We start from the raw sequence: 26,470 nt of genomic DNA, 5'->3' as shown, positions 1-26,470 counted from the left end.
AAAGTAATTATCTTGTATGATTAGTAAAAATATTTATTTGACATTTTATAACTAAAAAACTAGTTATATAGTTATGAGAACAACGTACCTGAATACCCTCCCCGAACATTGGCAGCCCGTGGCCGCAGTATTCGCAGCCATGGGGGATACCACCCGCCAGCGCATCCTGCTTTTGTTTGAGCCCGGCGAGGAACTTTCCATCAAGGATATTGCCGCAGAATTCGATCTTGGTCGTTCCACCATTGTGCATCACCTTGCAGTGCTGGAAAAAGCCGGGATCCTCGCCGTGCGCCGTGAGGGCAGGCAGGCCCTGTATTCTGTACGCCACCATGTTGTGCTGGATTCTCTGGAAAAACTTCGTCTCTTTATTGAAGAAGACCTGCAAGAAGGGGCCGCTGCGCAGCCCCAAGCTAAAAAGGGAACAAACGCATGAGCCAGTCGCCCGAATCACTCCCGGCAGCCAGTGGGAAAAAAATACTGCTGAGCATGGGCACAACCTATGCCATGGGCACATTCAACGACAATTTTTTCAAACAGGCAGCCCTGTTGCTTGCCGCCAGCGCGGGGCTTGAGTCCATTCAGGGCATTGCCTCCGCCATGTTCGCCTTGCCGTTTGTGGCCTGTTCTGCCTGGGCAGGGTGGCTGGCAGACCGCATGCCCAAGAATAAAATGGTCATCTGGTCAAAATTTATGGAACTGGCGGCCATGCTCTATGGCGTGTGGGCGCTTGTAGATATGAACTGGGCGGGCATGGTTGCTGTAGTTTTTTTGATGGGCCTGCAATCCACAATCTTCAGCCCTGCCCTTAACGGAGCCATACCGGAAAACTTTCCTCCGCAGGAAGTGCCACGGGTGAATGCCCTGCTCAAGCTGGCAACCACGGCAACTATTCTGCTGGGTATCGCCGCCGGGGGCGTTGTGCTGGATCTGCCCGAATTTTCTGCATTTGCTGCATTCATCCCGCAGGGGGATCACGGTTTTGGCCGACTGGCCGTGGGGGCGGTGGCTGTGTTTATAGCTGTTATCGGGCTGGCGTCCGCCTTTGGCATTGGCAAAAGCGTTGTTTCTGCCGGGGCAAACGCTCCCTTTCCCCTGTTGGGGCCTGTGCATTCCGTGCTCCATGCGCTGGAGTGCCGCGGGCGCGACCCGCACCTGTTTCTCACGCTGGCGGGGGAAGCTTTTTTCTACTGCCTGTCGTCCTTTGCCCTGTTGTGCATCAATAATCTCGGCATCATCCAGCTCAGTTTTTCGCTTACCGTTACGAGCCTGCTTTCCGTGGCGATGATGATTGGCATATGCGTGGGTTCCGTTCTGGCCGGGCGGTACGAAGCCACAAGCTGGCGGCGCATTATGGTTCCGGCAGGCGCAGGGCTTGGCCTTGGCCTCATGCTCTCCGGCCTTGCCCCATTGCTGCCGGAGGCACTGCAATTTCCCTGGCTTTTCTTGTTGCTGACGTTTTCCGGTATTTGCGGTGGATTGTATCTCATACCACTTGTGAGCTTTATTCAGGTAAAGCCAGCCGCCACGGAGAAAGGAAAAACTCTGGGGATTTCCAACTGTTCGTGCTTCAGCGGCATCCTTCTTTCCGGTTTGATTTTCGCATGGCTGGGCAAGGTGCCCCCGGCATGGCTGCTGGCTGGCAGCGGCCTTGCGGCGCTGGTTTTCATCAGTTGGGCCGCTGTGCGAATTAGCCGCATGTTTTCTTGCGGTAAGCGTTTCAGCCTTTTGGGGCTATGTTTGCGTCTGCTGCTGGGCCTGCGCTACCGCGTGACCACGACCGGGCTTGAAACCATATCCGGCCCCGGCCCAATCCTGTTTATGCCCAACCATCCCGCGCTGATTGACCCCGTCATTGTATATTCGCTGCTGGCGAATCATGCGCCACGCCCTCTGGCCGACGAGCGCCAGATGGAAGGCCCGCTTGGACGGCTGGCGGCTAAGGCCCTGCGCGCCGTGCTTATTCCTGACGCCATGAAGGATGGGGCCAAGGCCCGACAGGGCGTTGAGGCTGGCATGCAGGCCGTGCTGGATGCCTTGCAGGCCGGGGACAACGTATTGCTGTATCCCGCAGGGAGGGTTTATCGCTCAGGCCGGGAGAGCCTTGGCGGCAACTCCGGGGCAGCGCTTATTCTGCAAAAAATGCCCGGCCTGCGCGTGGTGCTGGTGCGCACAACCGGGCTGTGGGGCAGTGCTTTTGGCTACGGAGCCACGGGCAAAGCGCCGCATTTTGGCAGGGTGCTGCTGCGTGGCGCGCTGGTGGTAGTTGCCAACCTGCTGTTCTTTACGCCCCGCCGCCCCGTGACGGTGGAGTTTGTGGAAGCCGGCGATCTGCCCCGCACGGGCGATAAACGTGTACTCAACCCCTGGCTGGAGCAGTTTTATAATCAGGCGGAGCGCCCGGCGCAGGAAATTCCCCGTTTTTTCTGGCAGGGAAGCGAGGCGCGGATTCTGGATGCCGTGCCGCAAAACCGAGCGGCAGAGGCGGCGGATATCTCTGCGGAAGTGCGCGCCGCCGTCTATGCGGCCTTGCGTGAGGCGGCTGACCTGCCGGAAGCTCACCTACTCTCGGACGACATGACCCTTGGCGGCGATCTGGGGTTGGACAGCCTGGCCCTCATGGATCTGGCCCTCAGCCTTGAAGGTGCGCAGGGTGCAACTATAGCAAATCTGGAGCTTCTGGTTACGGTGCGCGATTGTCTGCTGGCGGCGAGCGGTCAGCTTGGCGAGACCTGTGCGGACTCTCCCGCTCCTGCTGGCTGGTTTGCGCCTGCCGCTGACCAGAAGCTTGCCATACCCAAACACGCCGCAACCATAGCCGATGCCTTTCTGACCCAGGTGCGTTCCGCCCCTGCCCAGCCATTGCTGGCAGACCGCGCAAGCCTGCGCAGCCGGAGGGACATCCTCATGGGCGCACTGATTCTGGCTCGCCGTTTACGGACGCTGCCCGGCGAGCGCCTTGGCATCATGCTGCCCGCCGCGCCCGCAGTGGTCACGGTGTGGCTTGCGGCACTGCTGGCAGGCAAGACGCCTGTGCTGTTCAACTGGACGGTGGGGCAAGCCAACCTCCGTCACTGCATAACTATAACCGGGGTCAGCCATATTCTCAGCGCAACGGCCTTGCAGGATCGGCTGGAACGTCAGGGGCTGGGCCTTGCATCCCTGCCTGTGCAGTGGGTGCTGCTGGACAAGCTGGCGGAATCGCTGACCATCTGTGAAAAACTCTGCGGCGCGCTCAAAGCCCGTCTGCTGCGTAATCTGAAAGAATACGCGGTGCCGGAAACAGCGGCGGTGCTCTTTACATCCGGCTCGGAATCCTTGCCCAAGGCCGTGCCCCTGAGCCACGCCAATCTGCTCGCCAATGCCCGCGATATTGTGGAGGTGCTGCACCTTGATCCGGACGATAGCGTGCTTGCCATGCTGCCGCCTTTCCATTCCTTCGGCCTTATGGTGAATATTGTGTTGCCCCTGTCGTTGGGCATCCGCGCCGCCTTTCATCCCAACCCCACTGAACCCGGCCCGCTGGCGGCCTTGGTGCGCGATTACAGGCTTACGCTCATGGCCGCGCCGCCCACATTTCTTGGGGCAGTGCTGGAGCGGGCCGCAGGGACGGAAAATCTTGCAAGTTTGCGCTGCGCTTTTGTGGGGGCGGAAAAATGTCAGGATCATGTCTACCGCGCTTTTGCAGCGCAATGTCCGCACGCGGCGCTTTGCGAGGGCTATGGCGTTACGGAATGCTCCCCGGTGGTTTCAGTCAACAGACCGGGCGACATTGTGTGCGGAACCATAGGCCACGGCATGCCCTCGGTAACACTGGCCCTTGTGCGCGAAGAGGACGGCAATATCTGCGGGCGCGTGGAGGCGGGGCAGACCGGTATGCTTCTGGTGCGCGGCCCCAGCATCTTTGGCGGCTATCTGAGTGATGCGCCCTCGCCCTTTGTGGAGTTTGAAGGCCATACATGGTACCGCACCGGCGACCTTGTGCGATTGGATGAAACTGGCCGCCTGACCTTTCAGGGACGGCTCAAGCGCTTTGTGAAGATTGGCGGAGAAATGATTTCTCTGCCGCAGATCGAATCCGTGCTGCTCGAAATATTCGGCAAGCGGGGCGACGAGCCGGAGCAAGGCCCAGCGCTGGCTGTGGAAGCCACAGCGGAAGAAAGCGGCTCGGCAATTATGCTCTTCACCCCGATGGCGCTCTCCCTGCCGGAAGTGAATGCCGCCCTGCGTGGGGCGGGGCTTTCATCCCTGTATGCGATAAAGCGCATTGTGAATGTGGAGGCGATTCCCCTGCTGGGCAGCGGAAAAACGGACTACAGAGCGTTGAAAGGGAGTGTTGATGCGGTTTAGCTTGCGTGCCTAGGATGCTGTTATGCAAAGGGCCGCAGGAATAATATATGTTCCTGCGGCCCTTTTGTGATCTTTTTGATCGGCACTGCAGTGGGGATGTGCAGCTTGCTTACATTTGCACCTTGTCCGTTATGAGGGGGAACGCTCCGAGAGTGGCTGCACTTCAAGGTTGCTGCATTACAGCGTAAAGCAGAGAGCCGAGCGCATAAAAACCGAAACCCATGAGGATCACCCCGGACATTCTTGATACGCAAAGGGAAAATCCTTCGGGCAAGCGCCGCTGGGCCAGAGCAACCCCGCCGCTCAACAAGAACCACCACAATAACGACCCCAGAAATACTCCAGCAACAACGGCAAGAGCATTGGTTGCCCCCGGCGTATCGGTCAAGCCGAGGCCAGCGAACAGTGCCGCAAAGGAGAAAATGGTCACCGGGTTGGTGAGCGTAAGAAGGAATGTAGCGGCGATAGTTCCGGAGAGTCCCCTGAATTTATTGGTGCGGGCAGGTGTTGACGCCCGCCGGGGATTTGGCCGCAGGCTGCTACAGCCAAGCCACAGCATGAACAGACCGCCTGCAAGCTTGAGCCACGGGGCAAGCGTCGTCAGTGTTGCCGTTAAAGCTGAAAAGCCGATCGCCGCAAGGCTCGCGTAGATGGCATCGGCCAGGGCCGTTCCCATCCCTCCGGCTACTCCAGCCCAAAAGCCGCGCTCAAGCGTGCGGTTTATGCACAATACGCCGATGGGCCCGAGCGGAGCTGCCACCGCCAGGCCGAGAAGCATGCTTTTACAGAATAACAGGAGTTCCATCAGGCGTTCTTTTTGCGGTGTTGACAGTATGTTGTTGATGATCGGGCATATTCATTGCTGGGACCTTGCTCTACGGGGTTAGCCAATCGTCCGTGCCGTGGTCCCTGTGGTAGCCACCGGAATATCTGGCCCACGTGCAGCCATAAATTTTACCGTTTCTGTCCGTGTACAGATTGAAAACAGTCATGCGCTTGATTGTAAAAGAGTCCATCCTGCTTGGTGCAGCAGGGGAATCGTAGTAATATGCCCAGGTTTTGTCACCATCGTCATTGTATTTTTTGTATATTGATCTTTGGAATGAAGAGAACTCATCAATATGCTTGCCCAGATAGTCCCCCATCTGAACACATTCGCTCCTCGGCTCTGGCGATATATTTCCACGTTTCAACTCGCCGTATTTCTTTTTGAATCCACATGTTGAGGACTTTCCCGGTATTGACATCTATGACAGGCTTGCTGGGAGGTGGTCAGTCGAAATAGCAGCCAGGTCTGGAAGGCACCCGGCAAGAATGACTATGATGGATGCGCAGCATTTCAGATCCCCGCCATAGTTTGCATCGCGGGAGTATACTGGCAACTGATGATAGACGCAACGGTTTGTAATTACTAGATTATTAGTCTGTTTTTGTAGCCAGTGAGAAGTAAAATATGCTAACTTGCTAAAACTAATAGTATAAAATTATTGGGTTATTTCGGTATATAAGAGTGACAGAATGTTGTTTGCACATAGAGCGCCGCGGCTTTGCCTGTTGCACGAGAGGCGGGCACAAAAAAGCGCACCCCCAAGGATGCGCCTTTGCATGTCATTGATTTGCACCAGCCGTGATGCCGGATTTTGTTCGCTACTGTTCGGCGCTTTCCTGCAAGACGTCAACCCAGCGCGTCATGCGGGCAGTTTGTTCCAGATACCATAGTGATGCCATAAGCGGCGAAAGGGTACCGCCGTTGGGGTCAAACATGGCAAGGGAACCGCTCTTGCGCAGGGTGTCCCACGCGCTCAGAGCGTCATTAAAAGCCTTGGCGCGTTCCGGGTTCAGGGTGGCGGCAACGCGCGCGCGTTGCGCGTTCAGGCGGGTTTCAAGCCGTTCCTGTTCCGCACTCATGCAGTCCTGCATGCCGGTTGTCACCCCAGCAGCTTCGTCCATGCAGGCCTGATAGGTCTGGCTGAACAGATTCTCCGCCGGGAGGGCGGAGTCTTGCTGATCAGGGCTGTCGGCGGCAGCGGCGGCGCTGGCATCCTGCTGCGCCGGGGGCGCAGCTTGCGGCGCGGCCTCTGCGGCAAGGGCGGGGTGGGCAACAAGCAGCACGGCGCAGAGCGCACTGAATGCGGCAAGATTGGCAAAGAACGTTGCAAAGGATCGACGAGCAGACGACATCCCAGACTCCTTGGCGAAAAAACCTTATATGTTGAAAGTGTACGCGCGCCGGGTGCCGTGCGCAAGCATTCTTACCTGTATTCCCTTCCAGACCACAGCACGCGACCAATAACCCTGAACTGGTCGGCGCAGTCGCCGCGCAGGTCAAGGCTCACAGGCGGATAGGCCGGGTTGACGCTGTTCAGAACAATCTTGCCGGGGAGTTTATCAATGCGTTTTATATAGATGGCGTCTTCAAAGCCAACGGCATAAAGCCGCCCAGGGCTGATTTCCGTCTGCCCCCGATCCAGCAGCACCAGATCGTTATCAAAAATTTCCGGCACCATGCTGTCGCCAGAAACACGCATGAGCACCATACGCCGGGGGTTGCCCTTGCGGCGTAAAAAATCGCCTCTGAAGGCATAGCTGCCCTGGCTGTGACTGTTGACCTCAAGACTGCCCGTTCCGGCAGAGAGCCGCGCTTCTGCCAGCGGCACACTGATAAGATCAGTTTCACAATCCGCCTGAATGCTGGGCAGTTCGCCATCCGCCGCCTCCGGCAGCCGCATGGGCCCGCTGCCAAAAAAAAGCCAGTGGGCGTTTACGCCTGTCTGGGCGGCGCAGGTTTGAATCCACGCAGGCGGCACTTCGCCGCGTTTGCGCGCTCCACACACGGATTGTGGGGTGATGCCCAGCGATCTTGCCAGTTCCGCATCGCTGACCACGCTGAGGGCCTGCATAAGCCTTTGCAATGTTTCTTTGAACTCTGATTTTTCAGGCATGGCGTTCCTCGCTTCCGCGCGAATGGGTGATTGCCGCACACGCTTTCGGCGGGGTTGTTTCAACTTTTCATTCAGGGTATCAATCTCAGGCGTTGCTTGCAAGGATAAAATAAGCTAAAAACTGATGGTCGCGTGGTTTTGCCCCACATTTTTGCAGATTTTGCCATCCGCATCCGTCGGGCTGCGGTGAACCGATCCACAGGAGGCGGTATGGCTTTCATTTCGTCTTCACTGGAACTGCTGGCTCCGGCAGCGGCCGTTTCTGACCACAGGGCGGGGCTGCCCCTGTATCTTGCGCCTGTGGAGGCGGGTTTTCCTTCTCCGGCGGAGGATTACCTCGACTGCAAGCTGGATCTGCACAGGCACATGGTGCGCAACGAGGCTGCCACCTTCTTTTTGCGCGCTCATGGAGAATCCATGCTGGGCGCGGGTATCCATGACGGAGACCTGCTGGTGGTTGACCGCTCGGTAGAGGCAGGGCACCGCAAGGTGGTTATCGCCGCGCTGGAAGGGGAGCTGACCGTCAAGCGCCTGCTGCGCCGCGATGGACGCGTCTTGCTCGCCCCAGAGAATCCCCGGTTTGACCCCATCGACATTACGGAAAGCGAATTTGTGCATATATGGGGCGTTGTTACCTATGTCGTCCACAAGCTCTGATTCGCCAGCGTCTTTGTGGGCGCTTGTGGACTGCAACAATTTTTACGCCTCGTGCGAAAGACTGTTCCGGCCCGATCTTGCCAATCGCCCTGTGGTTGTGCTCTCCAACAACGATGGCTGCATCGTGTCGCGCTCGGCTGAGGCCAAGGCTCTGGGCATCCCCATGGGCGCGCCGGAATTCAAGCTCCGTTCCCAGTTGCGCGCGCTGAACGTGGCGGTATTTTCCTCTAATTATGCTCTGTACGGCGATATTTCCGCACGGGTAATCAGCATCCTTGAGCAGTGCTGCTCTCTGGTGGAGCCGTATTCCATTGATGAATCCTTTTTGCGGCTTGAGGCCCCCCAGCGGGCCAATCTGCCCGAATTCTGCCGCGATGTGCGGCAACGCATCCAGCGCTGGACGGGAATCACAGTTTCCGTTGGGGTTGGAGCAACGCGCACCCTTGCCAAGATTGCCACACATGTGGCCAAAAAGCATCCGTCCTACGGGGGCGTGTTTTCCCTTGTACGGCAAGAGCGCGACATCGACCGCGTGCTTGCCGGTACGCCCGTTGAGAATGTTTGGGGCGTTGGGCGGCGGCAGGCGCGGCGTTTGTGGGCCGAGGGCATCTGCACGGCCCTGCATATGAAAAACGCTGACGACATCATGCTGCGCCGTCTGCTCACCGTGACGGGCTGGCGCACGGCTTTGGAATTGCGCGGTGTTCCCTGCCTTGGCAACGAGACCGCTCCTGTGGCGCGCAAAACACTCATGTCCACGCGTTCGTTTGCGCAGCGCATCCACGACAAGGCCATGCTGGCGCAGGCGCTCTCAACCTTTGCCGTGCGCGCGGCCACGCGGCTGCGGCGCGAGGGCCTTGTGGCCAGCGGGCTGGGCGTTCATATCCGCACGGCGCGCCCCGGCCAGGCGGCAGCGGAAGAGCGGCTTTACGACCAGACAGCCCAGTGCCCCCTGCCCCTGCCCACGGCTGACAGCCAGATGTTCATCCGCACGGCGCTGGAGGGGCTGGATCGCATATTTTTGCCCGGCTTTGCCTATGCCAAGGCAGGGGTGATGCTCTACGGCCTTGAACGGGCCGATGCCGTGCAGGGCAGCCTGCTGGCCCTTGCGGCCGGGATTGAATCCGGCGGCGATGGGCGGCGGCAGAGCCTCATGCGATCGCTGGACAGCATCAATAACCGTTTTGGCCGGGATACGGTTATCTTTGGCGCGCAGGGCATGGGCGAGGCTCCCTGGCATATGCGGCAGGAACACCGCTCCCCCCGGCTCACAACCTGCTGGAATGAACTCCCGCTTGCCCGCTGTTGAAAACGCCTTCCCCTTCCTTCTTCAATTTCCCGCCCCTTGAGTGCATATGCTCGTCATGGTGGAAGTGTCATTTGCGCTTTGCCTGTCTTGCATAAATTTATGATGCAACACATTATTTATGTTGTATTACACAGCAGCAAATTGCCATATTTGCACAAAATTTCAGTTTATAGTATGGTGTCATTATCGGTACAAAAATTACAAACATCATGGGCACGTGGCATGGTATGCTGTGTGTAGAATTGTGATTTTTTCTGTTGTGGTTGTTTAACGATTTTGTGTTAACATTATGGAAGTTCGGTAGTAACCGAGGAGGCGTTCAAGAGCTGGTGCTGTCTGCGCTGATGACTCCAGCCCGTTCGTTTTGACGGCCATATTGGGGCCGTGCTTCCATATACTCGTCCCTCCTCAGGGGCTACACCCGCAGCGGTTTTCTGCTGCGGCAGAAGGAGAGTATATGGCGAAGATTTCCGTCAAGAATCTGTTCAAGGTCTTTGGGCCAAATCCGGAGCATGCCCTTCAACTGGCATCCAAGGGGCGTTCCCGCGAAGATATTTTGCGGCAGACCCGCTCCACTGTGGCACTGCGTGATGTTTCCCTCAATATAGCTGAGCGTGAGCTGCTCGTGGTCATGGGGCTTTCCGGCAGCGGCAAGTCCACACTGCTGCGCTGTCTCAACGGACTCATCATGCCTACGGCTGGTTCCGTGCTGGTAGATGGTCGGGACATCATGCAGATGAAGCCGCGCGAGCTGCGCCGCGTGCGGCAACGCTGCTTTGGCATGGTTTTTCAGAATTTTGCCCTTTTTCCGCACCGCACCGTGCTGCAAAACGCGGCCTTTGGTCTGGAGGCCATGGGGGTTGGCGAGGCCCTGCGCCTGAAAAAAAGCGGCGAAGTGCTCGAGCGCGTTGGCCTCTCCCAATGGGCTAACGCCTATCCCCGGCAGCTTTCCGGCGGCATGAAGCAACGTGTGGGCCTTGCCCGCGCCCTGGCAATGGAGCCGGAAGTGCTGCTGATGGACGAGGCTTTCAGCGCGCTTGATCCGCTTATCCGGCAGGAAATGCAGGAAGAACTCCTGACCCTCCAGCAGGATATCCGCAAAACCATCATCTTTATTACCCATGATCTGAACGAGGCCTTCCGGCTTGGCGACCGCATTGTGCTGCTGCAGGACGGCGCGGTGGTGCAGACCGGCACGCCGGAGCAGATACTGCAATCGCCAGCCAACAGTCACGTGGCCCGCTTTGTGGCCTCCGCCGACGTGACCCATGTGCTCACGGCTGGCGGCATCATGAAGCGGTCAGAAGACTGGGCCGTACTGGGCCTTGACGGGCCCCATTCCGTTTTGCGCAAAATGGCCGCGCATTCCATAAGCTCGCTGTTTGTCATTGATGCGCAGCGGCGCTTTGCGGGCATTCTGTATGCCGCCGACGCCGAGCGCATGGTGGCCCAAGGCAAGACGGACATTGCCGCCATCACCCAGCGCGACATAACAACAGTCGCGCCCTCGACCCCCATTGCAGAAGTGATGCCCATCATGGCTGAGCTTCCTTATCCGCTGGCCGTTGTTGACGAGCGGCAGAGGCTCCAGGGCGTCATCGTGCGCGGCCTGCTGCTGGCGGCAATGGTGGAAGGCATGGAAGCGGGAGGTCAAAATGCTGCCTAGAATTCCCCTAGCCCAGAGCATTGACGCCTCCGTAGACTTTCTGGTGGAAACCTGCTCGGATTTTACCCGCGCTGGTTCTGCGGCAATGGGCACGCTGCTGGACGGGTTTGAAAACCTGCTCATGTTGCCCCAACCCTGGCTTTTCATCATCCTGCTGGGCCTTGTGTGCTGGTGGGCCACGCGCAGTATCAAGTTGCCCGCCTTTTCCATGCTGGGCTTTGCCCTGCTGTGGAACCTTGGCTTGTGGGAACCGACCATGAGCACGCTTGCCCTGGTGCTTTCCGCAACCTTGCTTTCCGTGCTGCTGGGGGTTCCCTGCGGCATCCTGGCGGCGGTGTCGGGCTGGGGCAGGCAGATCATCATGCCCGTGCTGGATGTTATGCAGACCATGCCCGCATTTGTGTATCTTATCCCCGCCATCCCCTTTTTCGGCATCGGCAAGGTAAGCGCCGTTGTGGCAACGGTGGTCTTTTCCGTGCCGCCAGCCATTCGCCTCACCTGCCTGGGCATCCGGCAGATTCCCGCAGACCTTGTGGAGTGCGCCGAGGCTTTTGGCCTCACGCGTGTGCAGCGCCTGCGCAAGCTTGAGCTGCCCCTCGCCATGCCCACCATTGTGGCGGGCGTAAACCAGACAATCATGCTGGCGCTTTCCATGGCAGTCATCGCCGCCATGATCGGTGCTCGCGGCCTTGGCGGTGAAGTCTGGAAAGCAATTCAGAGATTGCAGATAGGAAATGGCTTTGAAGCCGGACTTGGAATTGTTATCGTGGCAATCACACTTGATCGCCTCTTTCGTGCGTTGGCGCAAAAATGCGCCGGACAAAACTAGACGGGAGGACGCAATGACACGCAGACTTTTTATAATGGTTCTTGCCATCATGGTTTTGTGGGTGTGGCCTGCTCAGGCCGCTGCCGGCAGCAAACAGAACAAAACCCTTAAAATTGTCTATGTTGAATGGGATTGCGCCACTGCCTCCAGCAATCTTGCCAAGGCCGTGCTGGAAGACAAGCTCGGCTACAAGGTGGAATTGCTGCCCGTTACCCAGCCAATATTGTGGACGAGTATTGCCACCGGCGATGCCGATGCCATGGTGACTGCCTGGCTGCCTGACACCCACGCCGCCATGTACGGCAAGGTGAAAAATCAGGTGGAAATGCTGGGCAAGCTTGTGGGCGGCGCGCGTCTGGGGCTGGCCGTACCGGATTATGTGCCGCTCAAGTCCATTGATGAACTGGACGCCAATGCGGACAAGTTCAAGGGGCGCATTGTGGGCATTGATCCGGGTTCCGGCCTGATGCAGCTCACGGAAAAAGCCATTAAAGACTATGATATAAAGCAGTTGCAGCTTGTGGAGGGCAGCGGAACCATCATGACCTCCAGCCTGGCTGAGGCCATCCGCAAGCAGGAATGGATTGTGGTGACGGCATGGTCGCCCCACTGGATGTTTGGCCGCTGGCAGATGCATTATCTGGATGATCCGCTGGGCAGCCTGGGCAAGGAAGAAGGCATTTTCAAGGTTGGCCGCAAAGAGCTGAAAAAGGATCACCCCGATGCCTGGGCCTTTTTGACCAACTTCCGGTACGAAGATCCAAGCCAGCTCCAGAGGCTCATGAACTGGAATCAGGAAAAGGGCGCAGATCCTCTGGAAAACGCCCGCCGCTTCATGAAGGAAAATCCCCAGATGGTAGAAGCCTGGCTTAAAAAATAATCAATGCCTGCAAGAGGCCTTGTTGTTCCTCCTGATGCACCCCGGTTGCCCGCAAAGGCCGTCGGGGTGTATGCGTTCAGGGCCGCGCGGAATGAACGGCTGGCGGGCCAAGACTGTCGCCGCGCGCGGGCCAGATAATCCGCACAGCGCCGTCGCGCCCTGTAAAGTACAGCGGCACCTTGGCGGCATCGCACCATGCGCGTAGTGGTTGTGAAGGGTAGCCATAGCGGTTTTCAAATCCGCACGAGGCGGCCACAATACCGGGGTGCACCGCCTCATAAAATTCCGGCAGAAATCCTGTGGCAGAGCCATGGTGCGGCGCAACAACAACCTCGGCGCGCAGGTCATCGCCATTATCAATCAGACGGCGCAGCACCGGGCGTTCCGCATCGCCCAGAAAAAGGGCCAGACCACGGCCATGCTGAGTCAGCCGGGCCACCACCGAGGCATCGTTGCCTTGCCATGCGTCCCACTCGTTCATTGGCGGGTGCAAAACTTCCAGGCGCAGACCCAGAGACGGTTTGCCCAGTATCAGAACATCGCCACGGACAAGGGCGCGGCTGCGGTGGGCCGTGCGCGCCGCGCGCCACTGTTCGCCCCAACTGCCCTTGCCTTCGCGCCCATTGTCCAGCAGGTGATCCACACGAAAGACGCGCAGTATGTGCAGCAAGCCGCCCATGTGGTCCAGGTCGGGGTGGGTGTTGAGTATGGCGGCCAGGTGCGGCGCGTCATTATAGGTCAGGGCCGGGGCCACCAGCGCCTGCCCCGGATCAAAACGCGGCGAGGCGCTGCCTCCGCCGTCCAGCAGCAGGCGCACATGCCCCGGCAGACGCAGCAGCAGGGCCTGACTCTGCCCCACATCCAGCACATCAAGACGGATATGGTCTGACAGGCGCTCTGCGGTGCGCAGGGCCGGGCCAACGCATAACAGCAGCGCCCCGGCCAGCAGCAGACGTCGCGCCGCGCGGGGCAGGTCTGCGCGCCCCGCCTTCAGCGCCAGCGCCCCAAGCAAGGCCGCAAAAGCTGGCAGGGCTGTCCAGTGCGGGCGCAGCAGGGCCGGGGGCTGCAACAGGTTTGCGCCAGCCAGCCACGCAAGGCAGTCTGTAAGCCATTGGCAGGGCAGAGCCGCCATGTCCAGCACTGCCCGCGCCGCAAGGTCAAGACCAAGAGCGGACAGGAACAGGCCGAGCACAGAGGCGGGCAACACCAGCATGTCGGCCACGGGCAGCCAGAGCACATTGAGCCAGAACCAGTGCCCCATATTGTTGAACAGCAGCATGTTCAGAGGCAGCAGGGCAATCTGGATGCCCAGGGAAACCAGAAATATCCGCGTTAATACCCACGCTCCCCGGCGGATCTTTTGATTCACATGTCTGCCAAGGCCGTTGCTCTGCCGTATTTGCGCAGCCGCATCCGGCTCCGGGGCCAGCACCCGCAGCCAGGGCAGGCTCATGCCGATGACCGCCACGCACAGCACGGAAAGTTGCAGGCCTGTGTCCAGCATGCTCAGCGGGGAGACCACGCTGATGCAGAGCAAGGCGGCGCAGAGCACATCAAGCGTTGTGTGGGGCCGCCCGCGCAAAAAATAGACGGCAAGAAGCAGCAGCATGACGGCAGCCCGCAGCAATGACGCCGGGGCATCGCCCAGCCACAGGTAGGCCAGTGCTGGCGGCAGTGTTGCCAGCAGCGCCCAGACGGCGCGGGGGCGGCGCAGGTATATGCCGGGGCGAACCCGCGCGGCGGCAAGTACGCAGAGCAGGCCCACAAGGCCCGCCACTGTAAGGTGCTGGCCGGAAAGGGCGAGACTGTGCACAAGCGTGGCCGAGGCAAAATTGTTCAGTGTCTGCTGGTTCAGGTATTGCCTGTCGCCAAAGAGCAGAGCCAGCAGGATGGCCTTGCCCTGCGAAAGCTTGTACGGCGTGGGTTTGTTATGGGCTGGTGGAGGGGAAGCGTCAGCCGCTATGGTTTCGTCTGGCCCTCCCGTATGGGACTGTGCCGCCTCCTGGGCCGGAAACAGCGCGTGCACAAAATCCTGCCGCAATGATTCGCGCCAGCGGGCGGAGAGGGTTGGCTGGCCGGAAATGTGCGGCTCTCCCTGATTGCCCAGAGTCCACATGCGCCAGCGCACACCCTGAGCCGCCAGCCACAGGCCCCAGTCGGTCTGGCCTTCGTTGGCAAAGCCCTGCGCGGGCATGGGGCGTCGCGTCAGGCAGACTGTCTGGCCGGGGAGCGGAGGAGAAAGGCCAATGGCGGCTGTGGGCGCTTCCCATGTCCAGGCCAGTTTGCCGGGCAGAGGGCGAACAGTTGAATTTGCAGCGTCTGGCGGTATTGCGGCAGCATCAGAGGCAGAGGGCAAGCCGTCCCTGCCGTCCGTATCGGCGGGGCGCACATCGCTCAGCAGCAGGCGCAGGCGGTTGTCGGGCAGGCCCTGCATATCGCGCACAATGCCGCACACTCGCGGCGGCTGGGCAGATTCGTGCAGCCATTGGGGCGGCTGGCCCGTTTGCCTTGCCTGCGCTTCTGTTGTGAGCAGGGTTTGCCACGGGCAGCCATAGAGCTGCCAGTATCCTGTCAGAAATCCCGCCAAAAGGCACAAGGAGGCCAGAGCCGTGCGCGCGGCGCGCCACAGGCGGGCATCCACAAAAAGCAGCAGCAAGGCGCAGCAAAGCGAGGGCAGGGGCCAGGGGGCCGCGGTAATGCCCGCTATCCAGAAGCCCAGATATGTCTGCCAGAGCAGGGGGGCTTGCAATGGAGGGTGCCGCATGAAGAGCCTTGGGAGAGATGTGAGGTGTCGCGCCCTTGCAGCAAGAGCACCTGCTCACGCAATCGCAGTTTATCTGCGCTGTTAAACGCCGAAGCGGGAGTCTTGCAAACTTTGAAAATGCACATTTTCGAAGGAAATTTGCATCTAGGGGTTGTTTCTAAATAAAATATTTTGCGCCGAGGACAAGGAAAACAGTATTTTTTACGACAGGAGTGGACTTTTTCTGTCCATGACTGGAGTAAAAATGCTGGATGACGCAGTGATCGGCCAAAAGAATTATTTAGAAACAGGCCCTAGGACAACTCCCGGGCCATATCCCGTTCCTCCGCCCTGCGTTTGAGTGTTTCGCGGTGGTCGTGCAGTTTTTTGCCCTTGCCGAGGGCAATTTCTACCTTGATCTTGCCCCTCTTGAAGTAGAGGCGCACGGGCACAACCGTCAGGCCCTGCTGGGCCACCAGCCCCGCGAATTTGGAAATTTCCCGCTCGTGCAGCAGCAGTTTGCGCGCGCGGTCCGGCTCCTGCGACACATAGCCCGCGTTGGCGTAGGGCGCGATGTGCAGCGAAACAAGCCAGGCTTCTCCCTGGCGAAAGTCTACATAGCTATCAATAAAGTTGACCTTGCCCGCGCGGATGCTTTTGACTTCCGGGCCGGTCAGTACAATGCCCGCCTCGGTGAACTCGGAAAGTTCATAGAGGTGGCGGGCCTTTTTGTTCAGGGCCACAGTGGATGGGGGTGTTTTCTGGCTCATGGGTGACTGTATGTGAAAAGGCTTGTGGTGTGAAAGGCCAGTTCCTGTCCCAGTGACTGTTGCAACGCTTCGCGCACCATGCGCTTGGAAGCGGCCACATCGGTGCTGAGCAGCACGCTGTTGGCCAGATCCATGCAGGTCTGGGCGTTGAACTGGCGTATAAGGTGCTTCATGCCCGGTACAAATCGGGGGGCGGCGGACACAGTGTCCACGCCCATGCCCAGCAGCAGGGCCAGGCCAAAGGGGTCAGAAGCAAGCTCGCCGCAGACGGAAACACCTATGCCCTCGCGGTGGGCGGCGTCAATGATGTGCTTGAGCGAGCGCACGATAGCCGGATGCAGCGGCTCGTTGAGGTAGGCCACATGGCGGTTGTTGCGGTCAATGCCCATTATGTAGTGGATAAGGTCATTGGTGCCGATGCTGAAAAAGTCGCATTCCCGCGCAAGGGCATCGCAAATAAGGGCCGCAGCCGGGGTTTCAACCATGACGCCCAGGGGCAGCAAGGGGGCATGGGGCAGGTTTTGCGCCGCAAGCTCCTGATGCAGCTCCTGCATGATGCGCCGTACCTGCTGCACTTCATCCAGGCAGGAAATCATGGGCAGCATGATGGCCACATTGCCCATGGCCCCGGCGCGCATGAGCGCCCGCAACTGCGTGCGAAAAATGCCCTGATGGCGCAGGCAAAAACGTATGCCGCGCAACCCCAGCGCGGGGTTTGGCTCCTTGAGCACTGCCTGCGCGTGGAGCATCTTGTCTGCCCCCACGTCAAGCGTGCGGAATACCACGCGATCCGGCGCGGCCCGCTGGGCCACTGCCGCGTATTCTGCCAGCAGGTCTTCTTCTGACGGCAGGCGGTCGGTAAAATAGGCGAATTCGGTGCGGTACAGGCCCACGCCGTCGGCCCCGCACTGGGCAAGAGCAGACAGCTCGTTGGTGCCTTCAAGATTGGCCTGCACTTCCACGCGCACGCCATCGCACATCTCGGCGGGCCAGCGGGCAGATTTGAGCGTGAGGTCTTCCCACGCCGTATATTCCTCGCGCCGGGCCGCAAAGCGGGCCTCGTCAGCCTCATCGGGGCTCAGCAGCACGCTGCCGCCGAGGCCGTCAACTACCAGCGTCTCGTTTTCGCGGGCAATGTCCATAAGCCCGGTAACGCCCGCAAGGCAGGGAATGTGCAGCCCGCGCGACAAAATGGCCGTGTGGGAGGTGGGGCCGCCTTCTGCGGTCAGAATGCCCAGCACCCGGTCGAGGTTGAGTTCCATGACATCAGCAGGGGAGAGGTCCTCCGCCACCAGCACGCCGGGGGTTTCATCCTCTCCCTTGTGGGCCGGGTCTGCCGCCAGATGCTCGCGCAGGCGCAGGCCCACGGCGCGGATATCCTGGGCGCGGTCGCGCAGGTAGGCGTCGTCCATGCTTCTGAACAGCGCGCACAGTTCATCCACCGTGAGCTTGAGGGCCCACGAGGCGCACACAAGGTTGCTTTCTATGCGGGCCAGCGCGGCCTTGAGCAGCTTGGGGTCGCGCGCCATTTCCATCTGGGCGGCGATGACGTCGCGGTATTCCGAAAGGTCTTCTGGCACATTTTCCATGGTGGCGGCCAGTGAGGCGCGCACGCCTTCAGCGGCGGCGCGCAGGGTCTCCTGCTCCGCAGCTACTTCGGCGGCAGTGATGCGGCGTTCGTCATCCTGCCGTGTCTTGTGCATGAAGCGCACCCTGCCTATGGCTATGCCAGGCGAAACAGGTGTGCCGAAAAGTACCGCGCGGGCCATGTCAGTCCTGTAAATTGGTTAAAAATTGGGCCAGACCACAAAGGGCCTCGCGGGCATCGTCACCCTGAGCCACCAGGGTCAGTTCTGCATTGGCGGGCGGCGCAAGGGAAAGGATGTCGAGCATACTTTTGGCGTCTACTTCGCCTGTGTCGCTGACAAGCAGTATATCTGAGGCATAGCGCTGCGCCTCTTGCGCCAGACGGGCCGCCGGTCGGGCGTGCAGGCCGTTGCGCAGGCCAATGCATACCCGTAGCGCCAGCCCGCGCGGCGTTTGTTCTATGGCTTCTTCCATCATCTTACCTTATGAGCGTGTTATCGGCCAAGGGGGGACAAAGCGTGTCCACTACCGAAAAACACGTATATTCTACATGCCTATGAAGCCCAAGTCCACGAGAATAAGGGCTCCTGTTGTCACAACCCAAAGCAGCAGCCGTGGCAGGCGCATTCGCCCTACGAGCCATGCGGCGGCAAGCACCGCTGCGGCGCCCATGGCATAGGCAGTCCAGGGAAAGGGCTTCATGGTGCTGATGGGCAGATGCCAGATGACCAGGGCAGCCAGCGCCGCATTGACCATCTTGAGCCTGTCCACCCAGTTGATGAGGTTGAGCTTGCGCAGGCGGGCGAGCGTGGTCAGCCCGTACCGCAGGCCGGAAACAAAACAGATGGCCCTGAACAGTAGCAGGGAGCCGAACAGAATCACCGCCAGCAGCATGGCCATGTTGGTAAAGCCAGCCAACAGCAGGCTGATGCTGAGCAGCGACCACAGGGGCAGCAATGTGCCGCTGAAAAATGAGTCGCCCAGGGCGGAAAGGGTTGTGGCCAGTGTTTCGCGCACGGAATTCAGCACGCCCTCCGGCAGCGCCCCCTTGGCGATGGCCTGTTCGAGCGAGAGCAGGATGCCCACGAAAAGGGGAATCATGAAGGGATGGGTGTTGCTGTGTCCCGCGTAACGGCTCATGGCGCGGGCAAAGGCCTGCGGCTCGGGATACAGCTCTCGCAGGGCAGGTTCCAGCACGTAGGCCAAACCTATCTGCTGCATCCCCCGGGCGGTCATGGCTGCATTGATGCAGCTTGTGCGCGCGAGGCAGGCAAGTACAACGCGTGTGGGATACATGGCAACCCCGTGGCATGCCGGTTTGGCCGTTGCAGCGAGGGCGCGTTCAAAAGGAAAGCGCCGCCTTATGATCACTCAGCCACGATCTGCTGCCGCAAGCTGGTTCCGCAGCATGCGCAACTGCTGGCCTGACGCAAGCAGGAGGCAAAAGAGCCCTGGAGTGAACAGCCCCTAAGCTTCCGGCTCTGCTGGCTCTGTACCCGTCAGCAGGGCGTAAATTTCCTTGCCCGACCAGCCGCGCACGGCATCTTGCACCCTGCGGGCAATCTGACGGGGTTTGCCGCCCTGAGCAAGTTCCTCTTGCGCCAGCAGCAGCACATCTTCCCTTGGGGTGCGCTCTGCCTGCTCCGGAGGGCCGACAACCACGGTGATTTCGCCCAGCAGTTCATCGGGCAGCATCTCGCTGTCTTCCAGACGACCTACTATAAATTCCTCGTGTTCCTTGGTCAATTCCCGGCACACGGCCACCTCGCGGGGGCCAAGAATGCGGGCGGCCTGGGCAAGGCTCTCCTTGAGGCGATCCTTGCGCTCAAAAAAAATGAGTGCGCCCGGCACATGGGCAAAGGCGGCAAAAAGGGCATCGCGCCCTGCGGCATCGCGCGGCAAAAAACCCAGAAAACTGTGCGGCAGCGGGGGAATGCCAGCGGCGGAAAGGGCCGTCACAGGAGCCGAAGGCCCCGGCAGGGGGGATACGGCAAGGCCCTCCTTGCGGCAGGCCCGCACCAGCCGGTAGCCGGGGTCCGCCAGCAGCGGCGTTCCGGCATCGGAGACAAGGGCAACTGTCTGGCCTTCACGCAGCATGCGCAATACGCCTTCCTGCCGTTCGCCCTCGTTGTGATCGTAAAAACTCAGCAGCCGACGGGCTTCAATGCCGCAGTCGCGCAACAGGCGGGCAGTGCGGCGTGTATCCTCTGCCAGCACAAGATCGGCGCTGGCCAGCACTTCGCGCGCTCGCGGCGAAAGATCACCAGGGTTGCCAAGTGGCGTTGCCACTATCCACAGACGGTTCGCATTCAAAGGCATGGCGGCAGTGCTCCAGGTGCAGGGTATCGCCCTCGCGCACAATGCAGACCACATCAAACCGGCAGGGGCTGCTCCATGCATCGTGGGCCGCAAGCCACGCCCTGGCCGCCCGGCACAGGGTACGCTGCTTGGCAGGGGTCAGTGCGGCGGCGGGGCCGCCGTAGGTTGAACCGCTGCGGGTTTTTACTTCGACAAAAACAACGGTGTCGCCATCGCGGCAGACAATATCGAGTTCAAGCCTGCCGCTGCGCCAGTTACAGTCCAGCAGTTCCATGCCGTTGCGTTGCAGCAGCTTGCGGGCGGCTTCCTCGCCTTTGCGCCCAAGGTTCAGATGGGCCGGGGCGGCGGCTTGTTCATCCTTGCCGCCAAAAAGTGTTTGCAGCCAGCGCGGCGTCACAACAGGCTGCCCTGCTGCGGGCTGGGCTTTTCGGGCAAAACGCCGCGAAAGGTCAAGCGGTGCTGGGGGCAGGGGCCAAGGCGGCGCAAGGCTTCGTAATGATCCTCTGTGCCGTAGCCTTTGTGCGCTTCAAACCCATAACCGGGCCAGCGTTTTCCCAGCCGGGTCATGAGCTTGTCCCTGTAAGTTTTGGCAAGGATGGACGCGGCGGAAATGGCAGGTTCGCTGGCGTCGCCGCCAATAATGCAGCACTGCGAGGGCAGGGGGGCTGTGTGCCCCTTGCGCCAGTGGAAGGCAAAAACCTCGCCGGGCACGGTTTTGTTGCCGTCAATGAGCAGATGCGCTGGCGCGCACCGCAGGCAGCGCACGGCCCTGCTCATGGCTTCAAAGGTAGCCTGCAAAATATTGATGGCGTCAATGCGGGCGGGCCACACCACGCCCAGCCCCCAGGCTACTGCGCACTGACGTATGCGCGGGGCGAGCATTTCGCGGGTTTTGGCGCTGCATGCCTTGGAATCGTTGAGGCCCGGCAGGTCGTAGCACTCCGGCAATATGACCGCAGCGGCTACTACCGGCCCGGCCAGACAACCGCGACCGGCCTCGTCTATGCCAGCGGTAAAAATTTGCGGGACGGTCTGGCTGTTTGCCTGCAAAAGGGAAGAATCATCCTGAGGCAGCGGGGCGCTCGAGGTGCTCACCATCTGGACAAGGCTCGCCTGTGCCTGCTGGTTGCGCGGCTTTGCCGGGCGGCTCGTTGCTTTTCTGCCCATGATTTCTCCGCTGCGCAGCAATGGCCGCGATCCCATGGTCAATGCGTGATGGTCAGCGCGTCGGTTTAAAGCCGTTTACGAATGAAATGAGTTAACTGCTCTGCAAGGATTTTTCTGAAAATCCTTGCCATGAAATGCGAACAGGCAGGCTTTGCCTACCGTACGCGAGCATTTCAGGTGCTAGTGTTCTAAAGACGCGCGAACAGCGCGCCAGGGGTTTTGCAGTTGCCTGCATGCCCTGGCGCGCCGTAAAAACGCTCGCTGCGATTCTGATGCCTAAAAAAGGATCAGAAGCGGCCACGCGGCTTGATGCGCGCGGCTTTGCCCTTGAGGGCACGCAGGTAGTACAGGCGGCTGCGGCGCACGCGGCCCTGCGTGATCAGCTCAACGCGGTCGATAAAGGGCGAGTTGAGCGGGAAAATACGTTCCACGCCCACGCCGTCGGAAACCTTGCGCACCGTAAAGGTGGCGCTGGTGGTGCCGCGCTTGATGCGGATAACGTTACCCTGGAAGACCTGGATACGTTCTTTTTCGCCTTCCACAATGCGCAGGTGCACTTTCACCGTGTCGCCGGAGCGAAACGCGGGAAGATCCATGCGCTGGTTTTCCAGTTCAATTTTCCTGATGATGTCCATCGTGAACTCCTTGCAAATCCGGGCGGATTGTTGCGTCGTTGCAAAGCGGCGCCGATGCGCTCAGGCCGCCGTGTTGCGTCAGTAGTAGTCGCCTAATATCCTGTCGGCCAGAATGGCGGCCGCGCTGCGCACCGAAAGATGGTTGTAGCCCAAAAAACGCACCGGCCTCAGAGTGCCTTCGCACTGTTCGAGCACCTCCGGCGCAAGCCCTTGCGCCGTGCCCAGGCAGAGCATAACCGGCCCCTGGTCGCACCAGCGCCGCACGTCACGCGGAGTCATGGGCATGCGTCCCGGTTGGGATGCCTTGCCCTTGGCAGGCCAGACGGCAGAACTAGCCACCAGTCTGGGTCGCGTTCCATGCTGCGCGGTCATATGCGCCACCGCTTCTTCAAGCGAAGTCGCGGGTTGCACCAGGCCGAGGGCCTGAGCGCGGTCGGCGTTTCCTGTACCGCCCGGCCCCCGCGTCCAGTGACGCAAAATTTCTTCCAGCACCCGCAACTGGTCGCGAAGAGGGGTCACCGGATAAAAGGAACCCATCGCATAGCTGCGGGAAATTCGGGCTATATCGTGTATGTCCAGATTTGTCAAAGAGGAAGCGCCGATTTTTTTTGGCCCAAGGGAAACCGGGTAGTGAACAAGGCAGAACGAAAGGTTGCGTCCGGGCCTGTCACGCGGGGTTTCAGCCAGCGTTTGCACGTCTTCGCGGTAGAGCGGCGCTTCATTCAACATTTCCGGGCGCATGCGCAAGGTGGCGCGCACGGATTCCTGCCTGCGCCACTGGGCAATGCGGGCATGGTCGCCGCTTTGCAGCACCTCGGGAACCGACAGGCCTTCCAGGGATTCTGGCCGCGTGTAGTGCGGATATTCCAGTAATCCGTGAGAAAAACTTTCATCGTCGCCGGATTCTTCCTTGCCCATAAAGCCGGGCATGAGTCGGGCCACGGCCTCCAGCACGGAAAGAGCCGCGCTTTCGCCGCCGTTGAGTACAATATCACCCACGCTCACAGGTTCAAGCGGAAAAAGCTGCAACAGCCGTGCGTCAATGCCTTCGTACCTGCCGCAAACAATGGTCAGGTCTTCCTCGTGGGCAAGGTCGCGCACCATGTCCTGCGTCAGCGGGCGGCCGCCGGGGGCCATGAACAGCATCCGGCCTGGTCGCTCAATGGAGCGCAGGGCACGGGCCAGAGGCTCGCCCTGCATGACCATGCCGGGGCCGCCGCCGTAGGGGCGGTCGTCCACGTGGCGGTGCTTGTCGGTGCTGAACTGCCGGGGATCATGAAAGCTGCATTCCACAATGCCAGCCTCCCGCGCACGGCCCATGAGGGCGGTGGACAGGGGCGACTCGAAAAATTCGGGAAAAAGCGTGACAAGGTGAAAACGCGGCATGGGCGGAGAGTGCCGTAAAAACGTTCGCCTTGCAAGAAAATGTCTGCCGGGGCGCTTAGACGCGCGGGCGTAAGGCGGAAAGGGCGCGCAGCAGGGTAGTCGGGCTCTGGCGGAGCACCAGTGGTCGAAAAAATTCTGGTGGAAAGGCTGTTTTGGCGCTCACCTGCTGTGCAACGCTCAGCCAGTGGCCGGGGCTGGGCAGACTGCGCCAGTAAAATACGCCCATGGGCCCGTGCCAGATCCCGGCCCTTTGCCCGAAACCGCCTGTGGGAACCCTGGCAGGATCCATGCCCAGCCCCAGACCGGATGCCTTGAGCAGCGCCTCCTTGATTGTCCAGCGGCGCAGGGCTTCGCGGTTGATGCTCTGCTGTGAAAAGCCGGTCTCGCGCCGGGGCAATTCTGACGGGGCAAAGGCATTGGGGGCAGGCGGCAGGGAAAGCAACGATTCGGCATCCAGCGCGTGCGGGGGCATGGCATGAGAGGCCAGCTCTGCATCTGCTGGCCCAGGGCAAAGGGCGCAAAAGGCCGCCTCGCCGCTGTGGCTGAAGGCCGCATGCCAACCGGGGAGCAGGGGACGGCCCTGAGTATCCATGCCCAGGTGCGGCAGCGGCCCCGTTGCGGTTGAGAACGGTGCCTTGGCCTGCTGCGCGGCATGCGTCACCAGTTGGGCGCGCGCGAGCAGCCGCGACAGAGCCGCCCGCAGTACGTTCTGCTGCGCCTCCGGCGTCTCGGCCTGCCCGTTGGGCGAGCGGCCAAAGCGGCGCACATGGGCAAGCTGCCTGTCGTCCAGCCACGGTTCCAGCGCCGCTTCAAGGGCACGCCGCCAGCCGTCCAGCTCTATAATGGAGCCATCGGGCAGGGGGGTGCAGAGTATTGTAAGCGGTCGTTCCATGATTTTTCGTATTTTGCTGTTTGCGGCAAAGACGCGCAAACCGGCTGTTTTACAGAAAACAGCCGGTTTGTCATCTATAAGAGGAAGAGGTGGTCTGCCCCACCCCAGTGGTTATTCGGCAGCCTTGTGCTTCTGGTGCTCGGCAATGACCTTTTCCGCCACGGGTTGCGGGGCTTCTTCATAATGGGCAAATTCCATGGTGAAGAATCCCTGTCCACCGGTCATGGAGCGCAGGTCGGGCGCGTAGCGCAGCACTTCGCTCATGGGCACGTGGGCCTTGATTTCCGTGCTGCCGCCCTGCGAATCCGAACCCAGCACCTTGCCCCGGCGGGAGGAAAGGTCGCCGATGACATCGCCCATGCTTTCATCGGGCACGGAAACGGTGAGCAGTACAATGGGTTCGAGCAGCACGGGCTTGAGCCCTTCCATGGCCTTTTTGAAAGCAATGGAGCCAGCCACCTTGAAGGCCATTTCTGACGAGTCTACCGTGTGGTAGCTGCCATCGTAGACCTTGACTCGGAAGTCCACCACCTGGCATCCGGCCAAAAATCCGCGCGCGGCGGCTTCCTGAACGCCCTTGTCGATGGCGGGAACATACTGGCGGGGGATAACGCCGCCCACGATGGCGTCTTCAAACACATAGCCGGAGCCGCGCGGCAGGCCTTCCATTTCAATCCAGCAGTCGCCAAACTGACCACGCCCGCCGGACTGCTTTTTGTGGCGGCCCTGCACCTGGCATTTGCCGCGCACGGTTTCGCGGTAGGGAACCTTGGGCGTTTTGAGTACGATATCCACCTTGAAGCGGCGTTTGGCCTTTTCGACCGAAAGCTCGATATGCAACTGCCCCATGCCGGAAAGCAGGATGTCGCCGGTTTCTTCATCGCGTCCCAGACGCAGGGTGATGTCTTCGTCCAGCAGCCGCTGCATGGCGGCGTAGACCTTGTCTTCCTCGCCTTTTTCCTTGGGGGCGAGGGCGTAGGTAATGAGCTGCGGGGGCAGGGTGGGCATTTGCAGGGCAAAGGGGGCTTTTTCATCGCAGAGGGTGTCGCCCGTGCGGGTGTTCTTGAGCTTGGCAACGGCCACGATGGTGCCGGGGCCAATGGGCTCTTTGCAGGGAGTCTGCGTTTTACCCTGAATGTACAGTAGGTTGCCAAGACGTTCGTTTTCTTCCGTGCGGGAGTTTTTCAGCGTGGCATCACCGTTGATGGTGCCGGAAAGAATCCGCAAAAGGGAAAGCTGCCCCGAAAAAGGATCGGCCAGGGTTTTGAAAACAAAGCAGGCCACCGGCCCATCCGGGTCAGCGGCGCGTTCTGCGCCATCGCGGCCAGCAAAAGGCGGGCGATCAAGGGGCGAGGGCAGCAGGGCTTCAATGGCGGCCAGCACTGATTCGCCGCCCTTGTTTTCAAGAGCCGAGCAGGCCAGCACCGGCGTAAGCTCACCCTTGAGCACGCCCGAGCGCAGGCCGGTTTTGAGGTCATCTTCTGAAAGAATGCCTTCTTCCAGATACTTTTCCATGAGTTCTTCATCGCTTTCTGCGATATTTTCTATGGTCACATCGCGCAGCAGGCTGACATCGTCAGCCAGGGCAGCGGGGATTTCAGCCTCTGCGGCTGCGCCGTTTTCGCCAAACATGCGGGCCTTGCCCGTCAGCACATCGGCAACACCCACAAAGGATTCGCCCTGGCGAATGGGCAATTGCAGCACAACGGGCTTGACGTTCAGGCCGGAGAGCCCGTCCAGGGCCATCTGAAAATCGGCGCGGTCGCGGTCAACCTTGTTGACCACTATAATGGAGGGCAATCCGGCTGCGCGGACCAGATTCCAGAATTTTTTGGCAAGGGGGCGCACGCCGTCCACGGCGTCCAGCACAAAAACAACGCTGTCCACGCCTTTGAGCAGGCATTCCATGTCGCCTGTAAAGTTGCCGTCACCGGGGATATCCAGAAGGAAATGGCGGTTTTTATTCCAGAGATATGTGGCGCAGGAGGGTTGAACGGAGCCGCGTCGGCGGGTTTCTTCGGGTTCGTAGTCAAGGCATGTGGTGCCGTCTTCTACAGCCCCCAGGCGATTCACCGCCCCGGCCTTATAGAGAAGCATCTCTGCCAGGGATGTTTTGCCGCAACCGCCGGTTCCGACGATGGCGAAGGTGCGTTGCATTTCCAGTGGAGTAGGCATGGTTTTCTCCCTTCGTAAGCGATATGGCGCGCCCTTGGCGGCCTGGTGAACGAAACTAGGGAAAGGAACAAGTCTTCCATCTGCTATTGGTTCCCACGTTACAGGCTTGTCGCAAAAAAGGAAAGAGGCCGCGACTTTTAATGTAAGGCTTAACGCTTGACAGCAG

At 60.0% G+C, this 26,470-nt stretch carries 22 protein-coding genes; 7 read left to right on the top strand and 15 right to left on the bottom strand.

The annotated features are described in order from the left end of the window. Positions 1-73 precede the first annotated feature (73 nt). Entirely contained in the window at positions 74-433 is a 360-nt protein-coding gene (locus NE637_RS08610; RefSeq protein WP_225530102.1) for an ArsR/SmtB family transcription factor, read from the top strand. Continuing rightward, entirely contained in the window at positions 430-4,347 is a 3,918-nt protein-coding gene (locus NE637_RS08605; protein ID WP_227118246.1) for an MFS transporter, read from the top strand. The genes NE637_RS08610 and NE637_RS08605 overlap by 4 nt, the downstream gene beginning before the upstream one ends. 163 nt (positions 4,348-4,510) lie before the next feature. On the opposite strand, the gene NE637_RS08600 is transcribed toward NE637_RS08605, so the two are convergent. The 3 genes from NE637_RS08600 to NE637_RS08590 all read right to left on the bottom strand — a co-directional run bounded on the left by NE637_RS08600 (position 4,511) and on the right by NE637_RS08590 (position 7,289). Continuing rightward, on the bottom strand, positions 4,511-5,152 hold the full coding sequence (locus NE637_RS08600; protein WP_227118245.1) for a LysE family translocator: 642 nt from the start codon (positions 5,150-5,152) through the stop codon (positions 4,511-4,513). Between the two features lie 842 nt (positions 5,153-5,994). Next, positions 5,995-6,528 carry a lysozyme inhibitor LprI family protein gene (locus NE637_RS08595; protein WP_192113886.1) on the bottom strand — a complete coding sequence of 178 codons (534 nt, stop codon included), beginning with the start codon at positions 6,526-6,528 and terminating at the stop codon, positions 5,995-5,997. A 71-nt stretch (positions 6,529-6,599) separates the two neighbouring features. Beyond that, the gene (locus NE637_RS08590) at positions 6,600-7,289 is read right to left on the bottom strand and encodes a LexA family transcriptional regulator (RefSeq protein WP_192113885.1); all 690 of its coding nucleotides are present in this window, start codon (positions 7,287-7,289) and stop codon (positions 6,600-6,602) included. Positions 7,290-7,499: 210 nt separating this feature from the next. Here NE637_RS08590 and NE637_RS08585 point away from each other — a divergent pair, with 210 nt between their 5' ends. From NE637_RS08585 to NE637_RS08565, 5 genes are all read left to right on the top strand, one after another. Then, positions 7,500-7,946 (top strand): LexA family protein, encoded by a 447-nt coding sequence (locus tag NE637_RS08585; RefSeq protein WP_192113884.1) that lies wholly within the window; start codon positions 7,500-7,502, stop codon positions 7,944-7,946. Further along, entirely contained in the window at positions 7,927-9,255 is a 1,329-nt protein-coding gene (locus tag NE637_RS08580) for a Y-family DNA polymerase (RefSeq protein ID WP_227118244.1), read from the top strand. Before NE637_RS08585 ends, NE637_RS08580 begins: the two co-directional genes overlap by 20 nt. Positions 9,256-9,712: 457 nt before the next feature. Then, positions 9,713-10,921 (top strand): quaternary amine ABC transporter ATP-binding protein, encoded by a 1,209-nt coding sequence (locus NE637_RS08575; RefSeq protein ID WP_227118243.1) that lies wholly within the window; start codon positions 9,713-9,715, stop codon positions 10,919-10,921. Beyond that, entirely contained in the window at positions 10,911-11,750 is an 840-nt protein-coding gene (locus NE637_RS08570) for an ABC transporter permease (RefSeq protein WP_022658192.1), read from the top strand. The genes NE637_RS08575 and NE637_RS08570 overlap by 11 nt, the downstream gene beginning before the upstream one ends. Before the next feature lie 13 nt (positions 11,751-11,763). Continuing rightward, complete coding sequence (locus NE637_RS08565) at positions 11,764-12,630, top strand: glycine betaine ABC transporter substrate-binding protein (protein ID WP_192113880.1); 867 nt, start codon at positions 11,764-11,766, stop codon at positions 12,628-12,630. A 76-nt stretch (positions 12,631-12,706) separates the two neighbouring features. On the opposite strand, the gene NE637_RS08560 is transcribed toward NE637_RS08565, so the two are convergent. The 12 genes from NE637_RS08560 to NE637_RS08505 form a co-directional block, all read right to left on the bottom strand. Beyond that, on the bottom strand, positions 12,707-15,394 hold the full coding sequence (locus NE637_RS08560; RefSeq protein WP_227118242.1) for a ComEC/Rec2 family competence protein: 2,688 nt from the start codon (positions 15,392-15,394) through the stop codon (positions 12,707-12,709). A gap of 293 nt (positions 15,395-15,687) precedes the next feature. Next, positions 15,688-16,143, bottom strand: a complete 456-nt coding sequence (smpB, locus tag NE637_RS08555) for an SsrA-binding protein SmpB (RefSeq protein WP_192113878.1) — start codon at positions 16,141-16,143, stop codon at positions 15,688-15,690. Beyond that, positions 16,140-17,912, bottom strand: a complete 1,773-nt coding sequence (gene ptsP / locus NE637_RS08550) for a phosphoenolpyruvate--protein phosphotransferase (protein WP_227118241.1) — start codon at positions 17,910-17,912, stop codon at positions 16,140-16,142. Before ptsP ends, smpB begins: the two co-directional genes overlap by 4 nt. 1 nt (position 17,913) lies before the next feature. Next, the gene (locus NE637_RS08545; protein WP_027180722.1) at positions 17,914-18,204 is read right to left on the bottom strand and encodes an HPr family phosphocarrier protein; all 291 of its coding nucleotides are present in this window, start codon (positions 18,202-18,204) and stop codon (positions 17,914-17,916) included. A 72-nt stretch (positions 18,205-18,276) separates the two neighbouring features. Continuing rightward, a complete protein-coding gene (locus tag NE637_RS08540; RefSeq protein ID WP_192113876.1) occupies positions 18,277-19,026 on the bottom strand; it encodes a PTS system mannose/fructose/sorbose family transporter subunit IID in 750 nt (249 codons plus the stop codon). 171 nt (positions 19,027-19,197) lie between these two features. After that, positions 19,198-20,049 (bottom strand): 16S rRNA (cytidine(1402)-2'-O)-methyltransferase, encoded by an 852-nt coding sequence (gene rsmI, locus NE637_RS08535; RefSeq protein WP_215648674.1) that lies wholly within the window; start codon positions 20,047-20,049, stop codon positions 19,198-19,200. Then, positions 19,991-20,380 (bottom strand): YraN family protein, encoded by a 390-nt coding sequence (locus NE637_RS08530; RefSeq protein WP_192113900.1) that lies wholly within the window; start codon positions 20,378-20,380, stop codon positions 19,991-19,993. Before NE637_RS08530 ends, rsmI begins: the two co-directional genes overlap by 59 nt. A gap of 62 nt (positions 20,381-20,442) precedes the next feature. After that, complete coding sequence (gene rnhB, locus NE637_RS08525; RefSeq protein ID WP_227118240.1) at positions 20,443-21,216, bottom strand: ribonuclease HII; 774 nt, start codon at positions 21,214-21,216, stop codon at positions 20,443-20,445. 287 nt (positions 21,217-21,503) lie between these two features. Next, complete coding sequence (gene rplS, locus NE637_RS08520) at positions 21,504-21,851, bottom strand: 50S ribosomal protein L19 (RefSeq protein WP_022658201.1); 348 nt, start codon at positions 21,849-21,851, stop codon at positions 21,504-21,506. A gap of 78 nt (positions 21,852-21,929) precedes the next feature. Next, on the bottom strand, positions 21,930-23,237 hold the full coding sequence (gene trmD, locus NE637_RS08515; protein WP_227118239.1) for a tRNA (guanosine(37)-N1)-methyltransferase TrmD: 1,308 nt from the start codon (positions 23,235-23,237) through the stop codon (positions 21,930-21,932). A 55-nt stretch (positions 23,238-23,292) separates the two neighbouring features. Then, positions 23,293-24,129: a 4'-phosphopantetheinyl transferase family protein gene (locus NE637_RS08510; RefSeq protein ID WP_227118238.1), complete on the bottom strand. Its 837-nt coding sequence runs from the start codon at positions 24,127-24,129 to the stop codon at positions 23,293-23,295. Positions 24,130-24,240: 111 nt separating this feature from the next. Next, positions 24,241-26,304, bottom strand: coding sequence for an elongation factor G (locus tag NE637_RS08505; RefSeq protein WP_227118237.1), 2,064 nt, complete (start codon positions 26,302-26,304; stop codon positions 24,241-24,243). Between the last annotated feature and the right edge of the window lie 166 nt (positions 26,305-26,470).

It is taken from the genome of Desulfovibrio desulfuricans, assembly GCF_024460775.1.
Lineage (GTDB): Bacteria > Desulfobacterota > Desulfovibrionia > Desulfovibrionales > Desulfovibrionaceae > Desulfovibrio > Desulfovibrio desulfuricans_E.
The sequence above is the reverse complement of the archived record's forward strand: the minus strand, read 5'-3'. Positions and strand labels throughout refer to the sequence as shown.